Here is a 21,398-nt window from a genome sequence, read left to right as displayed (position 1 = left end):
ACGGATTTTTTTTGCCGGGCGGAACATTAAACGCAAAGGAGAGAAGAGTTCGCGCAAAGGCGCAAAGAAAAAAAGGTTCCTCAGCATTGCTGCAGAGGAACCTTTACTTTTTATGAAAAGATTTATTTTAAGGGAGCCAGGCTGTCAATGATTTTATTCATTGTGGCTACATTTTTCTGTGCATTTGCAGCAGCGGTGAAAACATACGCTACATAATTGTTTTCATCATAGGTTGCCGCGGCAATAAACATATCAATTTCAGCACCTTCAATGACACCGGTTGCACTGGCCACCCAGGCATCCATACCGTTCAGATTTTCCTGGGCTGATTCTCCCTCAAGCGCTATCCCAAGATCGTTAACCGCATTGTTAAGCAGTTCCTGAGTGCTGATGCTTGCATCTTTGTAAACAAAGATAAAAAGGGACATAGTCTCATCAGCGCTGATTCCCTCAAGATAAGGAATGCCGTCCTGTGATCCGGTGCTGGTTTTCCAGTTCGGCGGAAGGCTGATTTTAACATTGTATTCTGTTGCCTCAAAAGTCTCCCACTCCTGGGAATAAGAGGCGCCGGTAAGAAATAAAAAAGCGAGAATGAGCAAAGAAATTGAATTTTTCATGTTTTGCCCTTTGGGATTTTGATAGATAATGATAGTTACGAAAGAACTCCGGCAAGTTATTCTGAACATTTTTAGAAACCAAGTTAAATCTCCAGTTCAACCAAAGGGAAATAGCGGATTCCGGTAATGATTTTCCAATTTCTAATTTACCCGGAAATAACGGATGGGATAATCACCCGGTTAAAATCCACGAAAAAAAAGCGCAGCGGCAGGTTAAACCGATGATTTCTGGAATGGAACCACTCGCCCAATAACAGAAGTTGGGGGGATATAGGGAAATAATATACTATAGGGTATAATAAAATATCTTCTATTTCCGGAAATTCGGTATTTTTGCGCTGATTTTTCCGGCAGTTTCCGGGGGCGGAAATTCCTGAACCCGGAGCTCACCGGCTATCTGAGCTCATCTATTGTATTACTTTCATTTTACTCTGAATGAACACAAAAATTTCATTTACACTGCTTATTACGCTTCTGCCCCTGCTGCAGTTTGCAATTTTCCCTCAGGCGGGCACCTATTACGATGCCCTTAACACTGGGTCTGCTTCCTTTGTTGACAGTCTTAAGTCGCGCATCCGCAGCCCCTATACCAGGGTCAGTTACGATAATTTTGACGAAACCAACATCGCGAACTTTGCCGCGGTGGATAACGGCGACGGCAGCAAGTCTGTCTTCTGTGTTTACTCAAGCTACGAATTCATCTATACTGGTACGTTCGCCTGGACAACCATGAGCCGCGAACATACGTTTTGCCATAGCTGGATGCCTTCACACCCCTCTACCAGTACGAATGAATACGCAGACCAGCATCATCTCTATCCTACGCATCAGAATAATGCCAACGGCAGAAGAAGCAATCATCCGCTGGAAAAAGTGGTGAATATAACCTATCAGTTTCTGGACGGAAAACTTGGAACCAACAATGCCGCCAAAGTTGTCTATGAACCCCGCCATCAGCAGAAGGGAGATGCGGCACGGGCGCTTCTTTATATGATGGTGCGATATGACGGACTTAACGGTTATACCTGGAACTTTAACTGGCTGAACGGCACCCGGCTGCCGGCACTCAGCGAAGCTCCGCAGAATCTGGATACCCTGCTTGCATGGCACCGGCTTGACCCGCCGGATAAATATGAAATAGACCGGAACAATTATATACAGTCAATACAGCAGAACCGCAACCCGTTTATTGACCGCCCCGAGTATGTTAACTATATCAACTTTAACTCCCTTGCAAAGCTGAGTCCCTCTTATGCTGCCGAACCCTCTGCTTACGCTTCAGGATTCAGTGCGACTCCTGCAGGCTCAACGGTCAACCTGAACTGGACTGATGCATCCGGTTCTCAGCTCCCTTCCGGGTATCTGATTGTGGCATATAATAAAAATGATTACTTCCTGCCAATTGACGGAGAGGTATATACTGATGAAGAGGATTTCTCCGACGGCAGGGCTGTGAAGAATATCGCCTACTCTGCATCGAATGAATATTCCTTTACCGGGCTGACCCCGGGCAAAACCTACTATTTCACAATATACTCCTATAACGGTGACGGCTCACAGCGGAATTATAAGATTAACGGAACGCTTGTTCAGGCAAATGCTGAGGTCACTAATTCCAATACCACCGTGCAGTTTGCTGCAGCAAGTCTTACAACCGGTGAGGGAAGCGCTGCCTGCACGCTTACGGTATCCATTACTAATCCTTCCCCGGTGCTTGCAACTACCGCGGATGTGTTACTAATCAGCGGTTCAGCTTCTGATCTCGGGAATTATACTACGCAGGCAGTAACATTTCCGGCAAACTCATCGGCTAATCAGACGGTAATCGTAACCATCACCGATGATGATATGTTTGAAGGGGATGAAACTTTTGTGTTCGAACTGCAGAATATATCAGGAGGAAGTTCCGCCACAGTGGGCTCTGCGGGGCAGTTTGTCCTGACACTAACGGCTAATGATATAACAACCGTGCAGTTTGCTGCTTCTTCGGCCTCTGTAAGTGAGGGATCAGGTACGTATAATCTGGCTTTAACCATAGCGGCTCCATCAGCAACCGAGGCCACAGTCGCAACAGTCGAGCTTGTTTCAGGTTCTTCAGCCGCTGTGAATAATTTTACCTCGCAGCAGGTAACTTTTCCTGCTGGTAGCAGTAGTAATCAAACTATTCTTCTTACCATAGTTGATGATGAACAGTTTTCCTCTAACGAACTGCTTGAATTTTCTATCGAATCAGTAACCGGGGGCAATAATGCAATAACAGGCAGTACGTCCTTGTTTACCCTGACAATTCAGGAAGATGATCCTAATGGTCAGATATGGAGTTATGATTTTGGAACGGGTACTGGTTCTTACACAACCAGCAATACTGTAAGCACCTCATTCCTTCCCGCACCTCCTGAAAATGGGGGCACTTCACGCATAAGGGTGAGTAATGGTGCAGGCGGAGGATTTTATTTAGAGAACCCCGGAAGCACTCTGGGCGGTGAAACTGAACTCAGGGTAGTTGCCTCATCGAGCACGAGTGTTAACAAGTTTAGTATATATGATTATTCGCCAAGCAAATATATAAACATAAAATTTGATATTCGTTTTGGCGGCGGATCAAGCGGTACATGGTACTTTTTTGCAGGAGATGGAGCAATTTACTCGGATAATAGTGGTTTTTCAGGGGCGCAGGTGTTCTCGGGTTTGCGATGGGTGTTCGGCGCTTCTGATGTGATAACGTTTAACAATAGAGCAGGTGCATCCTGGAATTCAACAGGGATTACAGGAACACCCTTTGCCCAGAACATTAATTATACAGTCGAAATTTTTGGAAATAATTCACCATCACTAGTTACATATACTTACGGATCTTCGAACAGCATTGCTGCCGACAAGTTTGATTTGTGGGTAAATGGTGTACTGATCGGAAATGATCTGGCTAAAGGTGCCCTTGCTTCAGATGCAAATATTGATTCCTGGATGTTTTATGGCGAAAACAGCACCGGCAATGTTGCTAATATATATCTTGATAATATTTTTTACTCTAACAAAATGCCGGACAATCCCCTTCCTGTTGAGCTGACCTCTTTTACGGGAGCGTACAGCGGTGAAGCAGTGGTTCTGAAGTGGAATACTGCAACCGAGGTGAATAATTACGGATTTGAAATTGAACGGTCGAATCTTGTAGAAACGATGCATGCATCGTCTCTACAGGGACAATCCTGGAAAAATATCGGATTCATCCCCGGCTACGGCAATTCAAACTCGCCGAAATCATATATATATACCGACCGCGCGGCAACGGGGGGCGATTTCCTTTACCGGCTGAAGCAAATTGACACTGACGGGAGTTACTCCTATTCTCCCGTGATTGAGGTGAGGGGGTATTCACCAGGTCTGTTCACGGTAAAACAGAATTACCCGAATCCGTTTAATCCCTCAACGGTCATCAGGTTCTATTTCCCTGAACCGGCCGATTATACCTTTACGGTATATAACATCACCGGGGCTGCCGTGTACCGTGAAACTGCGCCTCAGCTGCAGGCCGGATGGCATGAAACAATCTTTGAAGCGGGGGCACTTGCCTCAGGCAGCTATTTTTACGAAATCCGTTCAGCCGGAAACATACACCGGGGCAGGATGCTTCTGCTTAAATAAGGCAGAGTACCTCTCTGAGCAGAAATATGTCAGCCGGACTGAAATCCCTGCGCTTTTGCCCGGCTGCTAAAAAATTTACAATTTTTTTATACCTGCTGGTATAATAAGTTGTTAAACTTTATCTAATTTTACAGTGTTGTTTAAGTAGTTTCCTGCCGGATCTGTCAGTCTGCCGGAAAACGGGCGAATAGGCTCATCTGCTTTAATCCAACACCAGGTTGCTGCTTCGATCTGTAAAATATCTTCCCTGAGGCAGTATCTCCCATCCGTAAAACGGACATCATTAGCTTCCATCATAGTGCCGTACCGGATGAATTATACCAGGTAAATAATTCATCATCCCCTCAACGGGGGTTCATTAGCCACATTTTCGATCTTTTTTATGAGGCACCACTGTGCACATTCCCTGGGGTTTGGCGGCGGGAAGGGGAAGAGTGTGTTCTTTCAGGCCGGGGATTTTATTTCAGCTTACCCCCTGTTATTATCGTTTACTTCATTATTTCAGAATAAAAATACTGTTAACAGGAATTTAACTTGCAGGAAAGAATTTTAGCCAATATATTATACTATATTTTATTATAACTTAAAGTATAATATGCAGCTTCAATTCAGAAACCGTGAGCTATCCTTCCTTGATGGGGTAAGCCGTGAATCCCTTAGCGGAGGACGGCTGGTATTGCTGACGGGAAAGCGTGATACCGGCAAGACCTATCTTGCGGGGCAGCACCTGAAAAAGAACCGTGGTGCATATATCTCCATGGCCATTAAATCGGCCCCCACACAGCTTGCGGATATCTCAGAATACCTGAAGAGCTTCCCCTTTACCAGAGACTTTATTCCGGCCTTCAGAAGCTGGAGGGAGTTCTTTCTTTTTCTCTTTCACATCAGCCGGGATGAGAAGGTGAATCTGGTTATTGATGACTTTCATAATTTTGAAAAAACCGATCCGGAGTTTCTCGCCGAGTTTGCGTCGCTCTGGAAGCAGTACGCACGGGAATCCAGGCTTCAACTTATTCTGATTACCGGCAATCAGTCATTCCTTCGCAAATACTTCGGAGAAGAAGGTCTCCTGAAAGGACTGGTTGACTACTCCGTCCGGCTCCGTCCAGTCAGCTTTACCGAAATTCTGAAGATTGTTTCTGATTCAGGCAAACATGTCGCGTTTAATGAGCTGGTAAAAATCTATCTGATATTCGGGGGAATGCCAAAGTATTACGCCATGATTAACCGCTTCGGCCTGTGGGGTAAATCAACAGAGGAAATTCTCCGTGCTCTCATCTTCAGTGACTATGCCCCGCTTGGCCATCAGATACTTTCCGGCACTGGGGAGGAGTTCACCAGCCGGAACAAAATATATCTGTCCGTTCTTCAGGCGATTGCAGCAGGGAAAAATGCCGTGACCGAAATCGGGGAGCACGCGGGAATTCCCGATACCAGCACCACCAAATATCTGAATGAACTTGAACACAAGCGCGGATATATAAAGAGAAAAGTGCCGCTGGGAACCGCAGATCCTCTCCGCTCAAAAACCGGCAGATATTTCTTCCGCAGTTATTTTGACCAGTTTGTCTTCCGCTTCATACAGCCGGATATCATCAGTTATCAGATGGGGCAGTATGAAAAGATGCTCGCGCGCGTTATGGCCGGGCTTGACCAATATATACGCGAACAGTTTTTCCTGATTATTAAACGCGCTCTGAGGGATTACCGGGAGCATAAAGTTGTTACTGCTCTGACCGGTTCGGCCGTGGCTCTGGCGGGGGAATACTGGACGCGAAAGGTGCAGTTTGATCTGGGTATCCTGGAGAGAAACTCCGCCACAATGAAGCTCTGCCGCTGTTATTACGGGGAGATGCCTGATGCTGAGGCAATCAAACAACTTCGTCACGATTTTGAAGAAGCGGTTAAGCAGTCCCCGCAGATGAAACATGAACTGCTGATTCATACGGAGAAAAAACCCGCGCGTGAGCTGATAGAACAGCTCCCTTCAGGTACCATGGTATATACTACTGCTGAACTGCGCGGGCTGCTGGAGCGGCTTGCCTCGGATGAAGCGCCTAAGCCGGAGCAGAATAAAAAATCCGGCGCGGTAAAAACTCTCCGCAGAAAGAAAGCAATAAAAGTCTGATGATTATTAAACTTTATACAACTGATCTTTAGCCCCGGGATACGCTGTTGAAGTTCGTGAACAAAAATTTAAATACAAAACAAATGAAAGGTCCGGTTTCGTTATGAGAAAAAGTTACTTTTTTCTTTGGGTGTTCTTACTGTTTTATGGGATAAGCGGGGTGGGGTATGGGCAGGTGAGTATAACACAATTTGATGTGGCTAGTACACAAAACTTTTCTGGTTTAGGTTCTTCAGGAACAGCAACGTTACCAAGTGGCTTTAAGATTGGGACGGACTGGTCTTCAGGTAGCACAGCAACAACTTTGGCATACGGAACAAGTGGAACGGGAATTGTGACGGGTACTTCAGGCGGAGGAGCAATCAACTGGGCGAATGGTGTGACTGCAAGCTCTACGGATAGAGCTCTGGGTTTTCTAGCAACCGGATCATATACTTCACCGAGAAGTATAATATTTGCTTTTACTAATAATACTGGAAATACAATCGGAAGTTTAGATGTGTCATGGAATTATGAAAAATTCCGCTCTGGCACAAGAGCATTCGATTGGACATTCTTTCATGGATCAACATCTACTGCTGGTACCGCAAATACCAATGGTAATCAGTCATATGCAGCTGATGCAAATAATACAACTATTCCAAATCCACCCTCTTCAATCTCAAAATCGTTTACTATTAGCAATTTATCAATAGCAGATGGTTCAACATACTATTTACGATGGACTTATACTGGCTCAGGAGGTAGTACAAATGCCCAAGGATTGGGAATAGACGACTTTTCAGTTACTGCGAAAATTATTGAACCAACTACACAATCTAGTGGGATTGGTTTTTCTTCAATTGGAGATAATAGTTTCACTATAAGCTGGACGAGTGGAAACGGTGCGAACAGAGTTGTCCTTTTAAGGGAAAGTAGTGCGGTAACTTTTGTGCCGAGTGATGGCACAGCACCTCCGGCATTTGTTTCTGGGGATATATTAGAAACAAGTGACGACGGAAACGGTAATTACTTCATTTACAATGGTAGCGGCAATTCGGTTGATGTTACAAATCTGAATTCGGGAACAACCTATCATGTCGCAATATATGAGTATAATGGCAGCGGCACAGGAGTAAACTATCTTAGTGTAAACCCTGCTACTGGCAATCAGGCAACAACCGGAGGTGGATCTCCCCTTATTCAAATTACTCCATCGACTCTAACTGGCTTCAATTATATTGAAGGAAGCGGACCATCTTCTTCTCAAACATATTCACTCTCAGGGACAAACCTTACTCCTGACTCAGATGATTTGACTGTTACAGGGTCAGCCAACTATGAGGTGTCAACAGATAACAGCAGTTTTGGTTCTTCAAGAACCGTATCTTATTCCGGCGGAACTCTGACTTCAACCACTATTTATGTACGCCTCAAATCTGCTCTTCCTGCGGGAGAATACAATTCTGAGATTATTGCTAATTCAGGCGGCGGAGCAACAACGATAAATCTTACAGCAAGCGGATCTGTATCTTATGCTGAACCATCAGCACAGGCAAGCAATGTTACATTTTCTACTATAAGCGCAACCGGATTTACCATTAATTGGACATCCGGAAATGGTACGAAGCGGCTTGTTGTGGTAAAATCCGGCAGTGCTGTTGATACTGACCCTACCGATGGTGTTACCTATACTGCAAATCCAGCTTTTGGCAGCGGTACACAGATTGGTACAGGCAACTATGTTGTATACAATGACAATGGCAGCAGTGTGGCAGTAACGGGATTAACTTCCGGCATAACATACCATGTGGCTGTGTATGAATATAATGGCGGGTCAGGTTCAGAGAATTATAGAACTTCGGATGAGGCAACAGGGTCACAGATGACGACTTTGAATGCCGTTTATTTTGATGGTTCTGCAACTTATACACAGAATTTTAATACACTCGCTTCTTCTGGTACATCTTCAACCTTGCCAACAGGGTGGTACTTATCTGAGTCGGGTTCAAGTGCTAATACAACTTATACAGCCGGAACAGGAACGGGTACTGGTGGAGATACTTACAGTTTTGGGGCGGCAGATAATTCAGATCGTGCATTTGGAGGGCTTCTATCATCAAGCGTAATACCAACTGTTGGTCTGGCTTATGTAAATAATACCGGTGGCACAATAACAAATCTTCCAATTTCATATATTGGTGAGCAGTGGCGTTTAGGCGCAACAAGCCGAGTTGATCAATTGGATTTTGCATACAGTACAAACGCAACATCACTAACAACAGGAACTTGGACAGAATTTAACGCTCTGGATTTTGTAGCACCTGTTACAAGCGGTGCATTGGGTGCATTAGATGGCAACATTACAGCAAACCGAGTTGCCATTGGTGCAGAAATTACCGGCTTAAATCTTGCAAACGGTTCTGTTTTGTGGATTCGCTGGACAGATTTCAATGCATCAGGATCAGATGACGGCCTTGCCGTCGATGATTTTCAGATTGTAGTACAGCCGGCAACTCAGGCAACTTCCGTTAATTTTACCGGTGTAACAACAACAGGGTTTACTATTAACTGGACGAACGGTTCAGGCAGTAACCGTGTAGTTATTCTTAAATCGGGATCCGCGGTTGACTCAGACCCTATCGACGGAACAACATATTCAGCAAATGCAGCATTTGGCAGCGGAACACAGATTGGTACCGGAAACTATGTTGTATATAACGGCAGCGGCACAAGCGTTGCAGTAACCGGGCTGACATCAGGTGTAACATATTATGCTGCAGTTTATGAATATGACGGACTTTCAGCTGTAACAAACTACCTGACTACATCGCCGGCTACCGGAAATCAAACAACTTTAGCTCCGGCAATTGCTCTTTCTTCTCCATCGCAGGTGGTGACAGGAAATATATTTAAGGGCTCGGATGATAACGTTATTTCAAAATTCCAGCTTGCAGTAACAACAGCACAGGCAACAGTTACTTTAATTTCTGTGCCCCTGGCAGGAACGTATCTTGCTGTAGATATTAAAGCATCAGGTCTTAAGCTGTGGTATAATTCTACAAACTCTTTCAGCGGAGCAACTCAACTCGGTACCTCACAGAGTTCTGTAAGTGAAGGCACAGGTGAAACGGTTTCTTTTTCATCACTGAGCCAGAATATATCTGCTGATGCAACGGGTTATTTCTTTGTTACAGCAAGCATAGCAAATGAAGCAGGGGATGACAAAACTATTTATGCAGGAGCAATGTCAGCAGGTAACTTTACCGTATCTTCAGGCAATAAATCCGGGACAACAACTCAGGGAGGAACCCAGACCATCATAGCAAATCCAGAGCCGGTGATAACAATTACTGCCGATCCAGCCCTTACTGAGGAAAATCTTAACGGAGCAGTTGTAACAATAACTCTGACCAATGTTGAGTTTACTGATGATCAGTTTGACGCAGAAAACTTTACACTGAATAATGTACCTGAAAGTATAACAATAGGCTCATTGGAATATGTGAGTACCAGTTCTGCAAGATGTACTCTATCTTATGATGGTACTGACTTTGATGCCAATATAACAACTTTCAGCATAACCATACTTGATGGGGAGTTTTCTGGCAGTCCAGGTGATCTTACCAGTGATAATCTGACAATTACCGCAACGGTTGAAGTTGTCCCGACAGTTACAACCAACGAAGCGATAACAAGCAAAACCTCAACAACCGCAGTCTGGGGTGGTGAAGCAACTGCGACGGGCGGAGAAAGCGTTACTGTGAAAGGAATAGTCTGGAGCACTTCAGCTTCACCTACAGTGGCACTTGAAACAAAGACCACTGAAGGAGCAGGTCTTGGTGCGATCACCGGAAATATGACCGGCCTTTCACCTAATACTACCTACTATGTGAGAGCATATGCAACAAACAATGTAGGAACAGCTTATGGCACGGAACGTTCATTTACGACAGACGGTCTTGGTACTCCTCCCACAGCTAATGCAGCAAGCAATATTACTTCAACCGGCTTCACCGCAAACTGGGGCAGTGTACTAGGTGCATCAAGCTATCGCCTTGATGTTGCAACGGATGAGAATTTTACTGGAGTGATTAATGCAACTGACCTGCTTATCTCTGAGTATGTTGAGGGTTCGAGCAATAATAAATATATTGAAATCTTCAATGGTACGGGGGCTTCTGTTAACCTGGCAAATTATGAATTGCGGTCGTTTGCAAATGGATCAACTTCACCAGCATCCGAGGCATTAACAGGAACATTGGAAAGCGGAGCTGTAATTGTGCTAAAGAACTCATTAGCTGCATTAACTCTGCCATCCGGTGTATCAGCAACAAACAATAGCGCTGTTAATTTTAACGGTGACGATGCTGTTGCAATTTATAAAATCTCAACAAGCTCATATGTTGACATATTCGGGCGAATTGGAAATGATCCTGGTACTGCCTGGAGCAGTGGTTCACATTCAACACTCGATAAAACTCTAAGAAGAAAATCAACTGTTACTGCAGGAATAACAACTAGTCCAACCGGGACAGGTTCAGGTGCATTTACTACTTTGGAGACTGAGTGGGAAGTGTATAACATTGATGTTGTATCAGGTCTTGGCAATCATTCCTATGGTACAGAGTTCTATGTTACAGGTTATAAAAATCTTACTGTTGCGGGAACATCACAAAGCGTTACGGGTCTTAACCCCGGGACCACATACTACTACCGCGTCCGCGGATTCAGTGCAAACAGCACAAGCGGTAACTCAGGAGTAATCACTGTCAGAACGGCTGATAATTCTCAGAGTGCTTCTGTTACCACAGGAAATAATGTATCGGCTCCGGTAACCGGAGCAACCGGTGTTGAAGAAGTTCTCTTCACGAGTGTCGCAACCGGCGGCAACATCAATGTTGCAAGATTTAACGAACCACCAACAGGGGGAACATCCGGTATAACCGGTAATATCAGCCAGTACAGACTGATCATTGAACCTGATAATGTTCTCGTATTTGATGAGCAGGCTGGTTATAAACTCAGATTTAAGGCATCAGATCTTCCGGGTATTACGACCAGACCGGAAAACCTTAATACTACATCTGTTCGTCTGCATAAGAGAAGCACTCCCGGCTCAGGAGATTTCTCCGCGGCAATTACTATGACGTATTACCGCAATGAGGATCCGGCATTGGATTATCTTGAATCAGATCTTATCACAAACGGGTTCAGTGAATTCATTTTCAGCAGCCCGGATCAGCCCCTCCCCGTCGAACTGGTTTCCTTTACCGCGAAGGTGAAGAGCAGTGAGGTGCATCTGCAGTGGGAGACTGCTACCGAAGTAAACAATTACGGATTTGAGGTTGAACGGTCAAATGCTGTTGAAACGATACATGCATCGTCAACACAGGGACGCACCTGGCAGAAGATCGGTTTTGTTGAAGGTAACGGCAACTCAAACTCTCCGAAATCTTATTCATTCACGGACAGAAACGCCTCCGCAGGCAAATATATATACCGCCTGAAGCAGGTTGATACCGACGGTGCATTCGACTATTCTGATGAAGTGGCAGTTGATCTCGGCACTCCGGCTCAGTTCTCTCTTTCACAGAACTATCCGAACCCGTTCAATCCGTCAACTCTGGTGCAGTATGCTGTGCCGGTGCAGTCGGTTGTGGTTCTGGAAATCTATGATATCACCGGTACACGGGTCGCGCAGCCGGTTAACGCTCTGCACGAACCGGGTTCTTATTCGGCACTTTTTAATCTTACTGACCTTAATCTGGCATCAGGCACATATATTCTTCGCCTGAAAGCTTCAGATATGACAGGTAATATGCTTTATTCCGCAAGCAACAAGATGTTGCTGCTGAAATAATTGTCAGGAACAACAAGATGATTAACTGTATTTTTTCGAAGACAAACTGCAATATCCTCCAGGGAGATATTATGTTTGACGGGCTGGACGATACAGAGGCTACGAAAATGTTGCAGAAATACAATGAGAGGAAAATGCAGTTTGTTTATATTTCTGCCGGTATAGCAGCACTGATCATATCGCTGAAGGTTCTGTACTATGCTGCCGGGGTTTGATATAATTCATTTCAGGCAGGAGGTTACTTCTTTCAAAAGGAGTATCTCCTGCCGGCCTCAGTTCCTCATAAGGAGAAGTAATGCGGAAAACAAATACATCTGCACCAAAGAATGATAAAAAAATCAAAAAATATAATATCAGGAAATAATTGACTGAATTGCTCAATGAGAATACCCCCGCAATACTTGAAACCAAACTTGTAATCCGGACTCTCAGAAGCCGGGGCAGGGAGTTAATCAGTTTATTTAACAGCTATGCAGAGAGAACTCTGGCGCTTTTGATTCTTATTTCAGCATCCCCCTTGATTGCGGCTATGCTGATCATCGCGGCTATTGAAACGAGATCGCTGCCATGGTATATACAAGAACGGGGTCTGACTCTGGATAAATACCGCTTCCGCATTTATAAAATAAGGACCATGAAAGAAACAACGGAAGCAGCTGATAATAACGGTATATTTATCAAAAGCGGTCTTGCGCGACAGGTTACTGTTGCGGGAAGATTTTTGAGGAGAACCGGGCTTGACGAGCTGCCACAGTTGGTAAATATCCTTAAAGGTGAAATGTCATTTATCGGGCCAAGACCTCTTTCAGTTGAAGATCTGAAGCTGATGCTTATGGAGCATCCGGCAGAATACCGGATGCGGGGATTGCTCACTTCAAAGCCGGGGATATCCGGTTATTGGCAGATATTTGGTGACCGGTAGATGGGAGTCAAAAATCTAATAGAGCTTGAAATGAAATATGAAAATGAAAAATCCCCTATAGTGGATTTATTTCTTGCTGCAGTAACCGTACCGGTCGTGGTTTTTGCGAGGCACTCCGATGCAATATCGAAGGAGGAAGGGGAATGAAAGCTAAATGCGGGATAGAGATTTGTTATAAAAATGATATTTGTCCAATAATCTCCATCACATTAATTATACGTTAACAGAAAGGTGTTCATATGAAACATGGTTACCTTAGTTCGTTTTTTCGGCAGTTCTTTAATTCAAGTAATATATTATCAATATTTTATACGGAGGCAATATGAAAAAGCTGCTTCTAATACTTTTTATCTCAGGAATATTCACAACATCATTCGGACAGTTTACAACTCTTTGGGAAAGAAACAGCCGCACAGGTGCTGCTGATGTTAAGCCAAGTTGGTTTGGCTCAGGAACGGAGAGAGGTATTGCCTATGGAAACATGGGTAATGGGGGGAGGATTTATGTACTTAGTAGAAATGGAGGCAATATAGTTAGGACAGTGAATGCTGAAACCGGTGCTGATATTAGCCCTCAACCAGGTTTTACATTTAATGTTTCCGGTCAAGTAAACCAACTTATCACTGTCAACGATCTGGAAATGACGACAGACAATGTATTAATTTCTTCAAGTGTTAGTAGTAATACTGTGGGAACAGAACTGTATCTACATGTTGCCACTTCTGAAGGAGGAGCCTTTACTCGTTATACAATGACTTTAGATGTAACAACAGAGAGAGTCGGGGACAAAATTACCGTTGTTGGATCATGGACAGCAGGAACGGTTGAAGTCTGGGCACCGGTCGCAAGTATGGCATCAAATGGAAAGATATATATATTTAAAACAACAAACCAAGGAACTACCTGGACAAAGAGTTCTATAACTCTATCTGGTACATATACTTCAACAGTAGGAAATTCGGCTGTTGCACCTTTTGGTACTGGCGGAGATAAATCATTTTATATAACAGGAAATGGCGCACTCCCCAGGAAACATACCTCCGCAGGAGCCTATGTTGCCAATAGCTTGATGAACTCAGTGACCGTGTCTTCATCAAAAGCCGGGATTAAATATCTTTCAAATGTTGGTAAAGATTATATCGTAGTATATGGATATCGAACAGATCCTTCAACAAGCGAAATTCAAATAGGAAGGGGAATTATTTATGATGTTACTAATCCCGGGTCTCCAACCACATTTGGGGCGACACCGCTTCAGGGTTCGGCGGCAGCGACCAATTCAATTAATGGAGATATTACCTATAGTCTTAACACGGATGGCACATTTACTATATATGTGCTGGCAACAGATCAAGGTATCGGAGCATATAAAACTACAACCGGCACTATTGGCTGGGGCAACATACAATCTCCTGCAACAGCTTCAATTACCACAGCGGAATCAGTTACCATTTACGGACAAGTGTATGTTTCAGGTGTTACAGAGCCGGCTGGCCAGGGTGCTGGCATTGGTGCCTGGCTTGGCTACAGTACATCCAACACAAACCCTAATACATGGACTAACTGGATACCGGCAACATTTAATACTCAGTCCGGTAATAACGATGAATATCAGGCATCATTGTCAGGGCTTTCAGCGGGAACTTATTATTATGCATACAGGTATCAGAATCAGCTTGGCCAGTACTATTACGGCGGCACCGGAGGAGCCTGGGATAACAGTTCGGGTGTTTTAACTGTTACTGAACCCCCTACTACATTTGATTTTATCAATCTTCAGTATCCCGGCAGTGGATCAATAACAACATTGCAATCTATTGATATTTACGCGCAGGATTATATTGCTGGTGTGACTAATCCTGCCGGTGCTGCATCAGGAGTATCCTGCTGGATAGGATACAGTTCAGAGGATTCAGACCCAAGTACCTGGACAAACTGGGTTGCTGCTTCTTTTAGCAGCCAGCAAGGGAATAATGATGAATACAAAGGCACTCTTTCCGGACTTGCTGCAGGTAATTACTACTATGCAAGCCGGTTCCAGCGAAATAACGGCGACTATTACTATGGTGGTTACAGTACAGATGGGGGCGGAACATGGGATGGAACGACCAATGTTTCAGGTACTTTGACTGTAACTATACCACCAACATCCGTTAACTGGGCAAATTTGGCAAGCCCTGCAAGCGGGAGTATTAATACACTTGAATCCATTGACATTTTTGGACAAATCTATGTTGAAGGAATTACCAACGGCTCCGGTCAGGCATCCGGTATATCTTGTTGGATTGGTTACAGTACTGAAAATACTAATCCAAACACCTGGACTGACTGGGTGGCAGCAACTTACACTGGGGATGTTGGCAATAATGACAATTATAAAGGGACTTTGAGCAGTCTTACGGCAGGCACATACTACTACGCCACAAGATGGCAGCGAAACAGCGGTGACTATTACTATGGCGGTTATAGTGGTAGCGGCGGCGGTTTCTGGGATGGTACGGCTAATGTTTCGGGAACATTAACCGTGTCAACTCCTCCGACAAATGTTGATTTTGTAAATCTTCAGTATCCTGGCACGGGGTCAATTACCGCGGCAAGCACTTACGATGTATACGCTCAAATATATATTGCCGGTGTTACACCTCCCGCAGGACAGGCGGCCGGTATCACCTGCTGGATTGGCTATAGCACGGAAAACAGTAATCCGAATTCAGAAGGATGGACCTGGATTTCCGCGAGCTATTTTGGCAGCGCAGGAATAGGCAATAATAATGATGAATACAAAGCTGTTCTCAGTATTGGCAAGGGCACATATTACTACGCAAGCCGCTTTCAGCGCAACGGAGGTGACTATTACTACGGTGGCTACAGCACAGACGGCGGAGGAACTTGGAACGGCTCAACGAACATTTCCGGTACCCTTAATGTAAGCGGGCTAACCGGAACTTACTATATAGGTACTGCTGGAACAAAACCAGGCGGCGGTAATCCCGATTTTACAACGCTTAAAGCCGCGTGTGATAATCTTAATGCAAATATTGTGGATGGAAATGTTACCTATCTTATAACAAGTGACCTGACCGAAGCAAACGATGTATTTATCGGAGCAAATACAAATTCTTTTACGGTTACATTTAAACCATATACCGGATTAAACCCGGTGATTAATTTTACCCAAACAACATTACACGCACTAACCGCTACTACGGGTATTGATGGACATCTGGTTATCGGTTCGCCGACTGGTACGAATGATAACATGATAAAAACAGACAGGATAGTAATTGACGGATCCAATGAAAATAATGGAACAACAAAAAACCTGACGATAAATGGTGCGGCTACTTCCTTGCAAAAGTCGGTAATCAGAATCTTCGGCGATAATGATAATAATCATATTAAAAACTGTATTATAAATACAGCTAGTACAAGCGGAAGTTCTAATGCACCGGTACAAGCCACGCTCAGATTCTCCAGTTCGACGAATTATCAGCCAGATAATCTGACAATTCAGAATAATACACTCAATGCAACTTCTGGTAATGGAGCTAATGGTGTATTTATCAATAATTCTGGATCAGCAACCACGGGTCTTTCAAACTTGGTTGTCCGGGAAAATGTGATTTTTGCCAGAGTAAGAGCCATTTATGTTTCCTACACCATTAATAGTGATATTTATGGTAATACGATAGAAATGAATAGTCAGGCAGATCAATCTGCGGCGGGTATAATACTCACAACAAATTTTGCTGCGGCTGGAACATTTAATATTTACAATAATAATATTAAAAGACTGCGTTCGCTAAATATAACTTCTGGGGCAAGTAGTGGCATTATAGGTATAGACAATCAAAATGTCTCACCGAAAATTGTTAATATTTATAATAACTTTATTTCAGGTTTTGAGTCTGCATCTTCCACAACAAATACAAAGTTTTATGGAATACGAGTTGCTAATTCATCAACCTCTAATGTTTATTATAATACGATTTACATTCCCGAAATGACTAATTTTAGCAGTTTCGGAACTTCGTTTATAGCGGGAATAGTTTTTGCAACAGCAGCCACTACAGAAGCCAGTCCTACGGGAACAGTAAATCTCAAAAACAACATAATTGTTTCAAATGAAACATCTATGAAGGTTTGGAACATCCGTAGAGTTGGTAGCAGTGGTACGTTTACATCAGACTATAACGATTTATTCTTCAACTCAGCAAATCCGTCTGGATACATGGGTTATTTTGATGCATCCGATTACCAGAGTTTGTCTGACTGGAGAACAGTAAGTTCACAGGATGCAAACAGCATCTCTGCTGATCCTTTGTTTCATAACCCATCCAATCTGCATGTTCTGCCAGTTTCACCAGTTGCATCGGCAGGGACTCCTATTGAAAGTTATACAGTTGACTTTGATGGACAGGTAAGAAGCGGAACAAATCCGAGTCTGGGTGCTGATGAAGTCACGCCTGTAAATCAGTCATCGTCTGGTATCGCTGCTAATCCGCAGGCATCAACTGAAAACACGGTGATTGCATTAGAATCATCCGGAGGTATGACATTTAACCCAACGTCAACCCTGACGGGCGATGTGCGTGGGTACTTCTTTGCCATCGGAAGATCCGGATCTGCACCTGCGGGTGTGGTAAATATTGCAAATTACTTCTGGTCAGTATCAACGAATGCTGGATCCTTTAGCGGATCAGCAAGATTTTATTTTGATAAAATATCTGGAAATGGAATAACTACACCAAGTACGCTTAAACTGCTCAAACGAGATCATGATGGAGCTTCATGGGTCGAATATACAGATATCACGCGGGGTGACGACTATATCCAGGCAAATAACCTGACTAGTTTCTCTGATTTTACTTTGGGCGGCGGGATGGATAATCCCCTCCCCGTTGAGCTGGTTTCATTTACAGCCAAACCAAAAAACGGCGCGGTTCAGCTTCAGTGGAAAACCGCAACCGAGGTTAACAACTACGGCTTTGAGGTAGAACGGAAGCACAACAATCTGACGTCTGCTGAGGGAAACTGGCAGAAGATAGGTTTTGTTGAAGGTAACGGCAACTCAAACTCTCCGAAATCCTATTCCTTCATGGATAGAAATGCAACGGCCGGCAAATATATATACCGCCTGAAACAGGTTGACGCTGACGGTGCTTTTGATTATTCAGATGAAGTGTTTGTGGATCTCGGCACACCGTCTCAGTTCTCTCTTTCACAGAACTATCCGAATCCGTTTAATCCGTCAACTCTGGTGCAGTATGCTGTGCCGGTGCAGTCGGTTGTGGTTCTGGAAATCTATGATATCACAGGCACAAGAGTCGCGCAGCCGGTTAACGCTCTGCATGAACCGGGCGCTTATTCGGTAATGTTTAATCTGACGGAACTGAATCTGGCTTCAGGCACGTATATCTATCGCCTGAGTGCAAAGGATATATCTGGAAATTTAATGTATTCGGCTATCAACAAAATGTTATTACTTAAATAAAAGAAAGGGTAAACAAAATGAACAACAGAATTTTTTCACCGGACAACTGGGATATCAGCCAGGGCGATTATATATCAAACGAGCTGGACTATACCGAGGGCGCTAAAATGATGCAGAAGGACAAAAAGAAGAAGATGGCAGGCGTCTTTATTTCCGCAGGATTTGTGGTGGCCGTCATGCTGATGAAAGTTCTAAATTTTACTGCTGCTATAAAGCTGTAAAAATAGTGTAAGATATAATTCAAAGCCGCGCGATCGGAAACTCTCCCATCGCGCGGCCTTTAAAAAGTGAATAGGTTTTGAAGGAAACCATGGGTTCCAAAAAACGTGGAAAGACATTTTGAAAAAAAGGACGATTTGCCTCTGCATTGCATATAATTTTCATTCTATCCCTTTAAAAGTTAAACTTCATGAAAACAGTACTTTTGCTTCTTATTCTTTCGATTTGTCTCTTTGCACAGCAGGAGAAATCAGTACATCAATCCGAATCTGAGTATTACTCCAGGAATCCTGGATTGGTTGGCCGGGAGTTCTTCAAGGCATCAGCTAATCCTGAGCTCGAAGGTATTGAATCGGTTTCGCACCAAATATATGGCTTTCATCCTTACTGGGTAAGTGATGCAACTGCTTCAGGCTATTATTATAGTCTGCTCACTCATGTCGCTTATTTTAGCGCGGAAGTTGATAACTCAACTTCCACTACTGGAGGATTCAGCACAACACGCAACTGGGCTACTACTCAGGTAGTGGATTATTGCAAGAAAAACGGCGTTAAAATTCATCTTACTATCACTATGTTTTCTAACCATGACAGAGTGCTTGCGAATGCCGCGTATCGCACAAACCTTGTTAACAATATTATCACACAAGTAAATCTGCGCGGGGCAGACGGCGCAAATATTGATTTTGAGACTATATCCTCCGGCCAGAAAGATAATTTCAGATTGTTCATAGCAGAATTGGGCTCTGCACTTAAGGCGAACAATCTTGAACTGGTAATTGAGCTTCCGGCTGTTGACTGGAGCAACATTTTTGATAATACATTTTTTACCACCGTTAACAGCAATATTGACTTCTATTTCCTGATGGCATATGATTATTATTATAAGGGAAGTTCAACTGCAGGACCTATTTCGCCTCTTACAACCGGTACTTCAATCCGTCATGTGATGCGAAGCATTACAACTTATAATAGTGTGGGGGTTCCTCTCAATAAACTGATTACCGGTTTTAATTATTACGGATACGAATGGCCTGTTTCAGCAAGCACAAGAATGGCTTCCGCAACAGCGGAGGGGGTAACCAAGACCTTCAGCCAGGTTAAAACTGCAATAAGCACTATTCCTTCCGGAGATAAATTTTTTGATGACACCTATAAATCGCCCTGGTATAGGTATCAGAGCGGCTCGCAATGGTATCAGACCTGGTATGATGATTCGCTCAGTCTTTCGATGAAATATGATTCTATAAAATCCAGAGGATGCGCGGGAACCGGCATGTGGGCGCTTAGCTATGACGGCGCCAATACTGATTTATGGGGAGCATTAAAAAAAGCTTTTGCCTCAGAATCTAATAACGCAAATACTATTCTGGCAAATTTTGAATCTTCTTCAGGTACGTTTAACAATATTCCTACATTCAGCGGTTCTACAGTAGGCATTTCAACCTCATCAACTTCAGCCAGGAGTTTGGGACAGGCATATAATGGATGGGCATCTCTTGAAGTGGTTTTGATGGACAATGCTTCATCATCAAGCAATTGGACTGTGCGGCTTCTTTCTGGAGGCGGAACCCCGGCGAATAATACCACTCTGTCATCAACCGGATATATTGGTTTCTACCTCAAAACATCTTCCGCTCCGGCTGGGGCACAGATTGCGGTCACCATTGATGACGGCGCTGGGGGAACGGAGCTTTCTTCGAAGAAAACTGTCATTAATAATGGGCAGTGGAATCTTTATGAATGGAGTCTGCAGGAAGCAGGCTGGGTAAGCTTTGCAGCAGGGAACGGAGTTGTTAACGGTCCAACGATTACGCTCGATGCAATAATGTTTTATGCATTAAATAATTCACCCGACTGGACATCACTTATTGATGATGTCAGTTTTAACTCTACCACTCCCCTGCCCGTCGAACTGGTTTCTTTTACCGCGAAGGTAAAGAGCAGTGCGGTGCATCTGCAGTGGGAGACTGCTACCGAAGTAAACAATTACGGATTTGAGGTTGAACGGTCAAATGCCGCAGAAACGATGCATGCATCGTCTACACAGGGACGCACCTGGCAGAAGATCGGCTTTGTTGAAGGTAACGGAAACTCCAACTCTCCGAAATCTTATTCATTCACGGACAGAAACGCCTCCGCAGGCAAATATATATACCGCCTGAAGCAGGTTGATACCGATGGTGCATTCGACTATTCTGATGAAGTGGCAGTTGATCTCGGCACTCCGGCTCAGTTCTCGCTTTCACAGAACTATCCGAACCCGTTCAACCCCTCAACTCTGGTGCAGTATGCTGTGCCGGTGCAGTCGGTTGTGGTTTTGGAAATCTATGATATCACCGGTACACGGGTCGCGCAGCCGGTTAACGCTCTGCACGAACCGGGTTCTTATTCGGCACTTTTTAATCTTACTGACCTTAATCTGGCATCAGGCACATATATCTACCGCCTGAGCGCGACTGATATGTCAGGCAATATTATGTATTCGGCTATTAACAAAATGTTATTACTTAAATAAAAGAAAGGGTAATCAA

General features: G+C 44.0%; 11 protein-coding genes. 9 read left to right on the top strand and 2 right to left on the bottom strand.

The window, feature by feature from the left end; genetic code table 11:
- Window positions 1–122: 122 nt before the first annotated feature.
- The gene (locus HRU80_00400) at window positions 123–617 is read right to left on the bottom strand and encodes a hypothetical protein (GenBank protein QOJ27402.1); all 495 of its coding nucleotides are present in this window, start codon (window positions 615–617) and stop codon (window positions 123–125) included.
- A gap of 435 nt (window positions 618–1,052) precedes the next feature.
- On the opposite strand from HRU80_00400, the gene HRU80_00395 reads away from it, so the two are divergent.
- A complete protein-coding gene (locus HRU80_00395; GenBank protein QOJ27401.1) occupies window positions 1,053–4,259 on the top strand; it encodes an endonuclease in 3,207 nt (1,068 codons plus the stop codon).
- Between the two features lie 111 nt (window positions 4,260–4,370).
- Here the strand turns inward: HRU80_00395 and HRU80_00390 are convergent, their stop codons facing one another.
- Window positions 4,371–4,556, bottom strand: coding sequence for a hypothetical protein (locus HRU80_00390; GenBank protein QOJ27400.1), 186 nt, complete (start codon window positions 4,554–4,556; stop codon window positions 4,371–4,373).
- A gap of 298 nt (window positions 4,557–4,854) precedes the next feature.
- Here HRU80_00390 and HRU80_00385 point away from each other — a divergent pair, with 298 nt between their 5' ends.
- From HRU80_00385 to HRU80_00350, 8 genes are all read left to right on the top strand, one after another.
- Window positions 4,855–6,387 (top strand): ATP-binding protein, encoded by a 1,533-nt coding sequence (locus tag HRU80_00385; GenBank protein ID QOJ27399.1) that lies wholly within the window; start codon window positions 4,855–4,857, stop codon window positions 6,385–6,387.
- 103 nt (window positions 6,388–6,490) lie between these two features.
- A complete protein-coding gene (locus HRU80_00380) occupies window positions 6,491–12,229 on the top strand; it encodes a lamin tail domain-containing protein (protein QOJ27398.1) in 5,739 nt (1,912 codons plus the stop codon).
- A 17-nt stretch (window positions 12,230–12,246) separates the two neighbouring features.
- A complete protein-coding gene (locus HRU80_00375; GenBank protein ID QOJ27397.1) occupies window positions 12,247–12,444 on the top strand; it encodes a hypothetical protein in 198 nt (65 codons plus the stop codon).
- A gap of 149 nt (window positions 12,445–12,593) precedes the next feature.
- Window positions 12,594–13,151 carry a sugar transferase gene (locus HRU80_00370; GenBank protein QOJ27396.1) on the top strand — a complete coding sequence of 186 codons (558 nt, stop codon included), beginning with the start codon at window positions 12,594–12,596 and terminating at the stop codon, window positions 13,149–13,151.
- Entirely contained in the window at window positions 13,152–13,298 is a 147-nt protein-coding gene (locus HRU80_00365; protein ID QOJ27395.1) for a hypothetical protein, read from the top strand.
- A 175-nt stretch (window positions 13,299–13,473) separates the two neighbouring features.
- Window positions 13,474–18,645: a hypothetical protein gene (locus HRU80_00360; protein QOJ27394.1), complete on the top strand. Its 5,172-nt coding sequence runs from the start codon at window positions 13,474–13,476 to the stop codon at window positions 18,643–18,645.
- Window positions 18,646–18,662: 17 nt separating this feature from the next.
- Window positions 18,663–18,866 (top strand): hypothetical protein, encoded by a 204-nt coding sequence (locus tag HRU80_00355; protein QOJ27393.1) that lies wholly within the window; start codon window positions 18,663–18,665, stop codon window positions 18,864–18,866.
- 188 nt (window positions 18,867–19,054) lie between these two features.
- Window positions 19,055–21,382, top strand: coding sequence for a T9SS type A sorting domain-containing protein (locus HRU80_00350; GenBank protein ID QOJ27392.1), 2,328 nt, complete (start codon window positions 19,055–19,057; stop codon window positions 21,380–21,382).
- The last annotated feature ends 16 nt before the right edge of the window (window positions 21,383–21,398 follow it).

The organism is Ignavibacteriales bacterium (assembly GCA_015709675.1).
Lineage (GTDB): Bacteria > Bacteroidota > Ignavibacteria > Ignavibacteriales > Ignavibacteriaceae > H2-BAC3.
This window is presented reverse-complemented; position numbering and strand designations above follow the sequence as displayed.

Excerpts from the sequence above, each read along its gene's own strand:
- HRU80_00400 (QOJ27402.1), bottom strand. The coding sequence starts at position 617 with ATGAAAAATTCAATTTCTTTGCTCATTCTCGCTTTTTTATTTCTTACC.
- HRU80_00395 (QOJ27401.1), top strand. The coding sequence starts at position 1,053 with ATGAACACAAAAATTTCATTTACACTGCTTATTACGCTTCTGCCCCTG.
- HRU80_00390 (QOJ27400.1), bottom strand. The coding sequence starts at position 4,556 with ATGATGGAAGCTAATGATGTCCGTTTTACGGATGGGAGATACTGCCTC.
- HRU80_00385 (QOJ27399.1), top strand. The coding sequence starts at position 4,855 with ATGCAGCTTCAATTCAGAAACCGTGAGCTATCCTTCCTTGATGGGGTA.
- HRU80_00380 (QOJ27398.1), top strand. The coding sequence starts at position 6,491 with ATGAGAAAAAGTTACTTTTTTCTTTGGGTGTTCTTACTGTTTTATGGG.
- HRU80_00375 (QOJ27397.1), top strand. The coding sequence starts at position 12,247 with ATGATTAACTGTATTTTTTCGAAGACAAACTGCAATATCCTCCAGGGA.
- HRU80_00365 (QOJ27395.1), top strand. The coding sequence starts at position 13,152 with ATGGGAGTCAAAAATCTAATAGAGCTTGAAATGAAATATGAAAATGAA.
- HRU80_00360 (QOJ27394.1), top strand. The coding sequence starts at position 13,474 with ATGAAAAAGCTGCTTCTAATACTTTTTATCTCAGGAATATTCACAACA.
- HRU80_00355 (QOJ27393.1), top strand. The coding sequence starts at position 18,663 with ATGAACAACAGAATTTTTTCACCGGACAACTGGGATATCAGCCAGGGC.
- HRU80_00350 (QOJ27392.1), top strand. The coding sequence starts at position 19,055 with ATGAAAACAGTACTTTTGCTTCTTATTCTTTCGATTTGTCTCTTTGCA.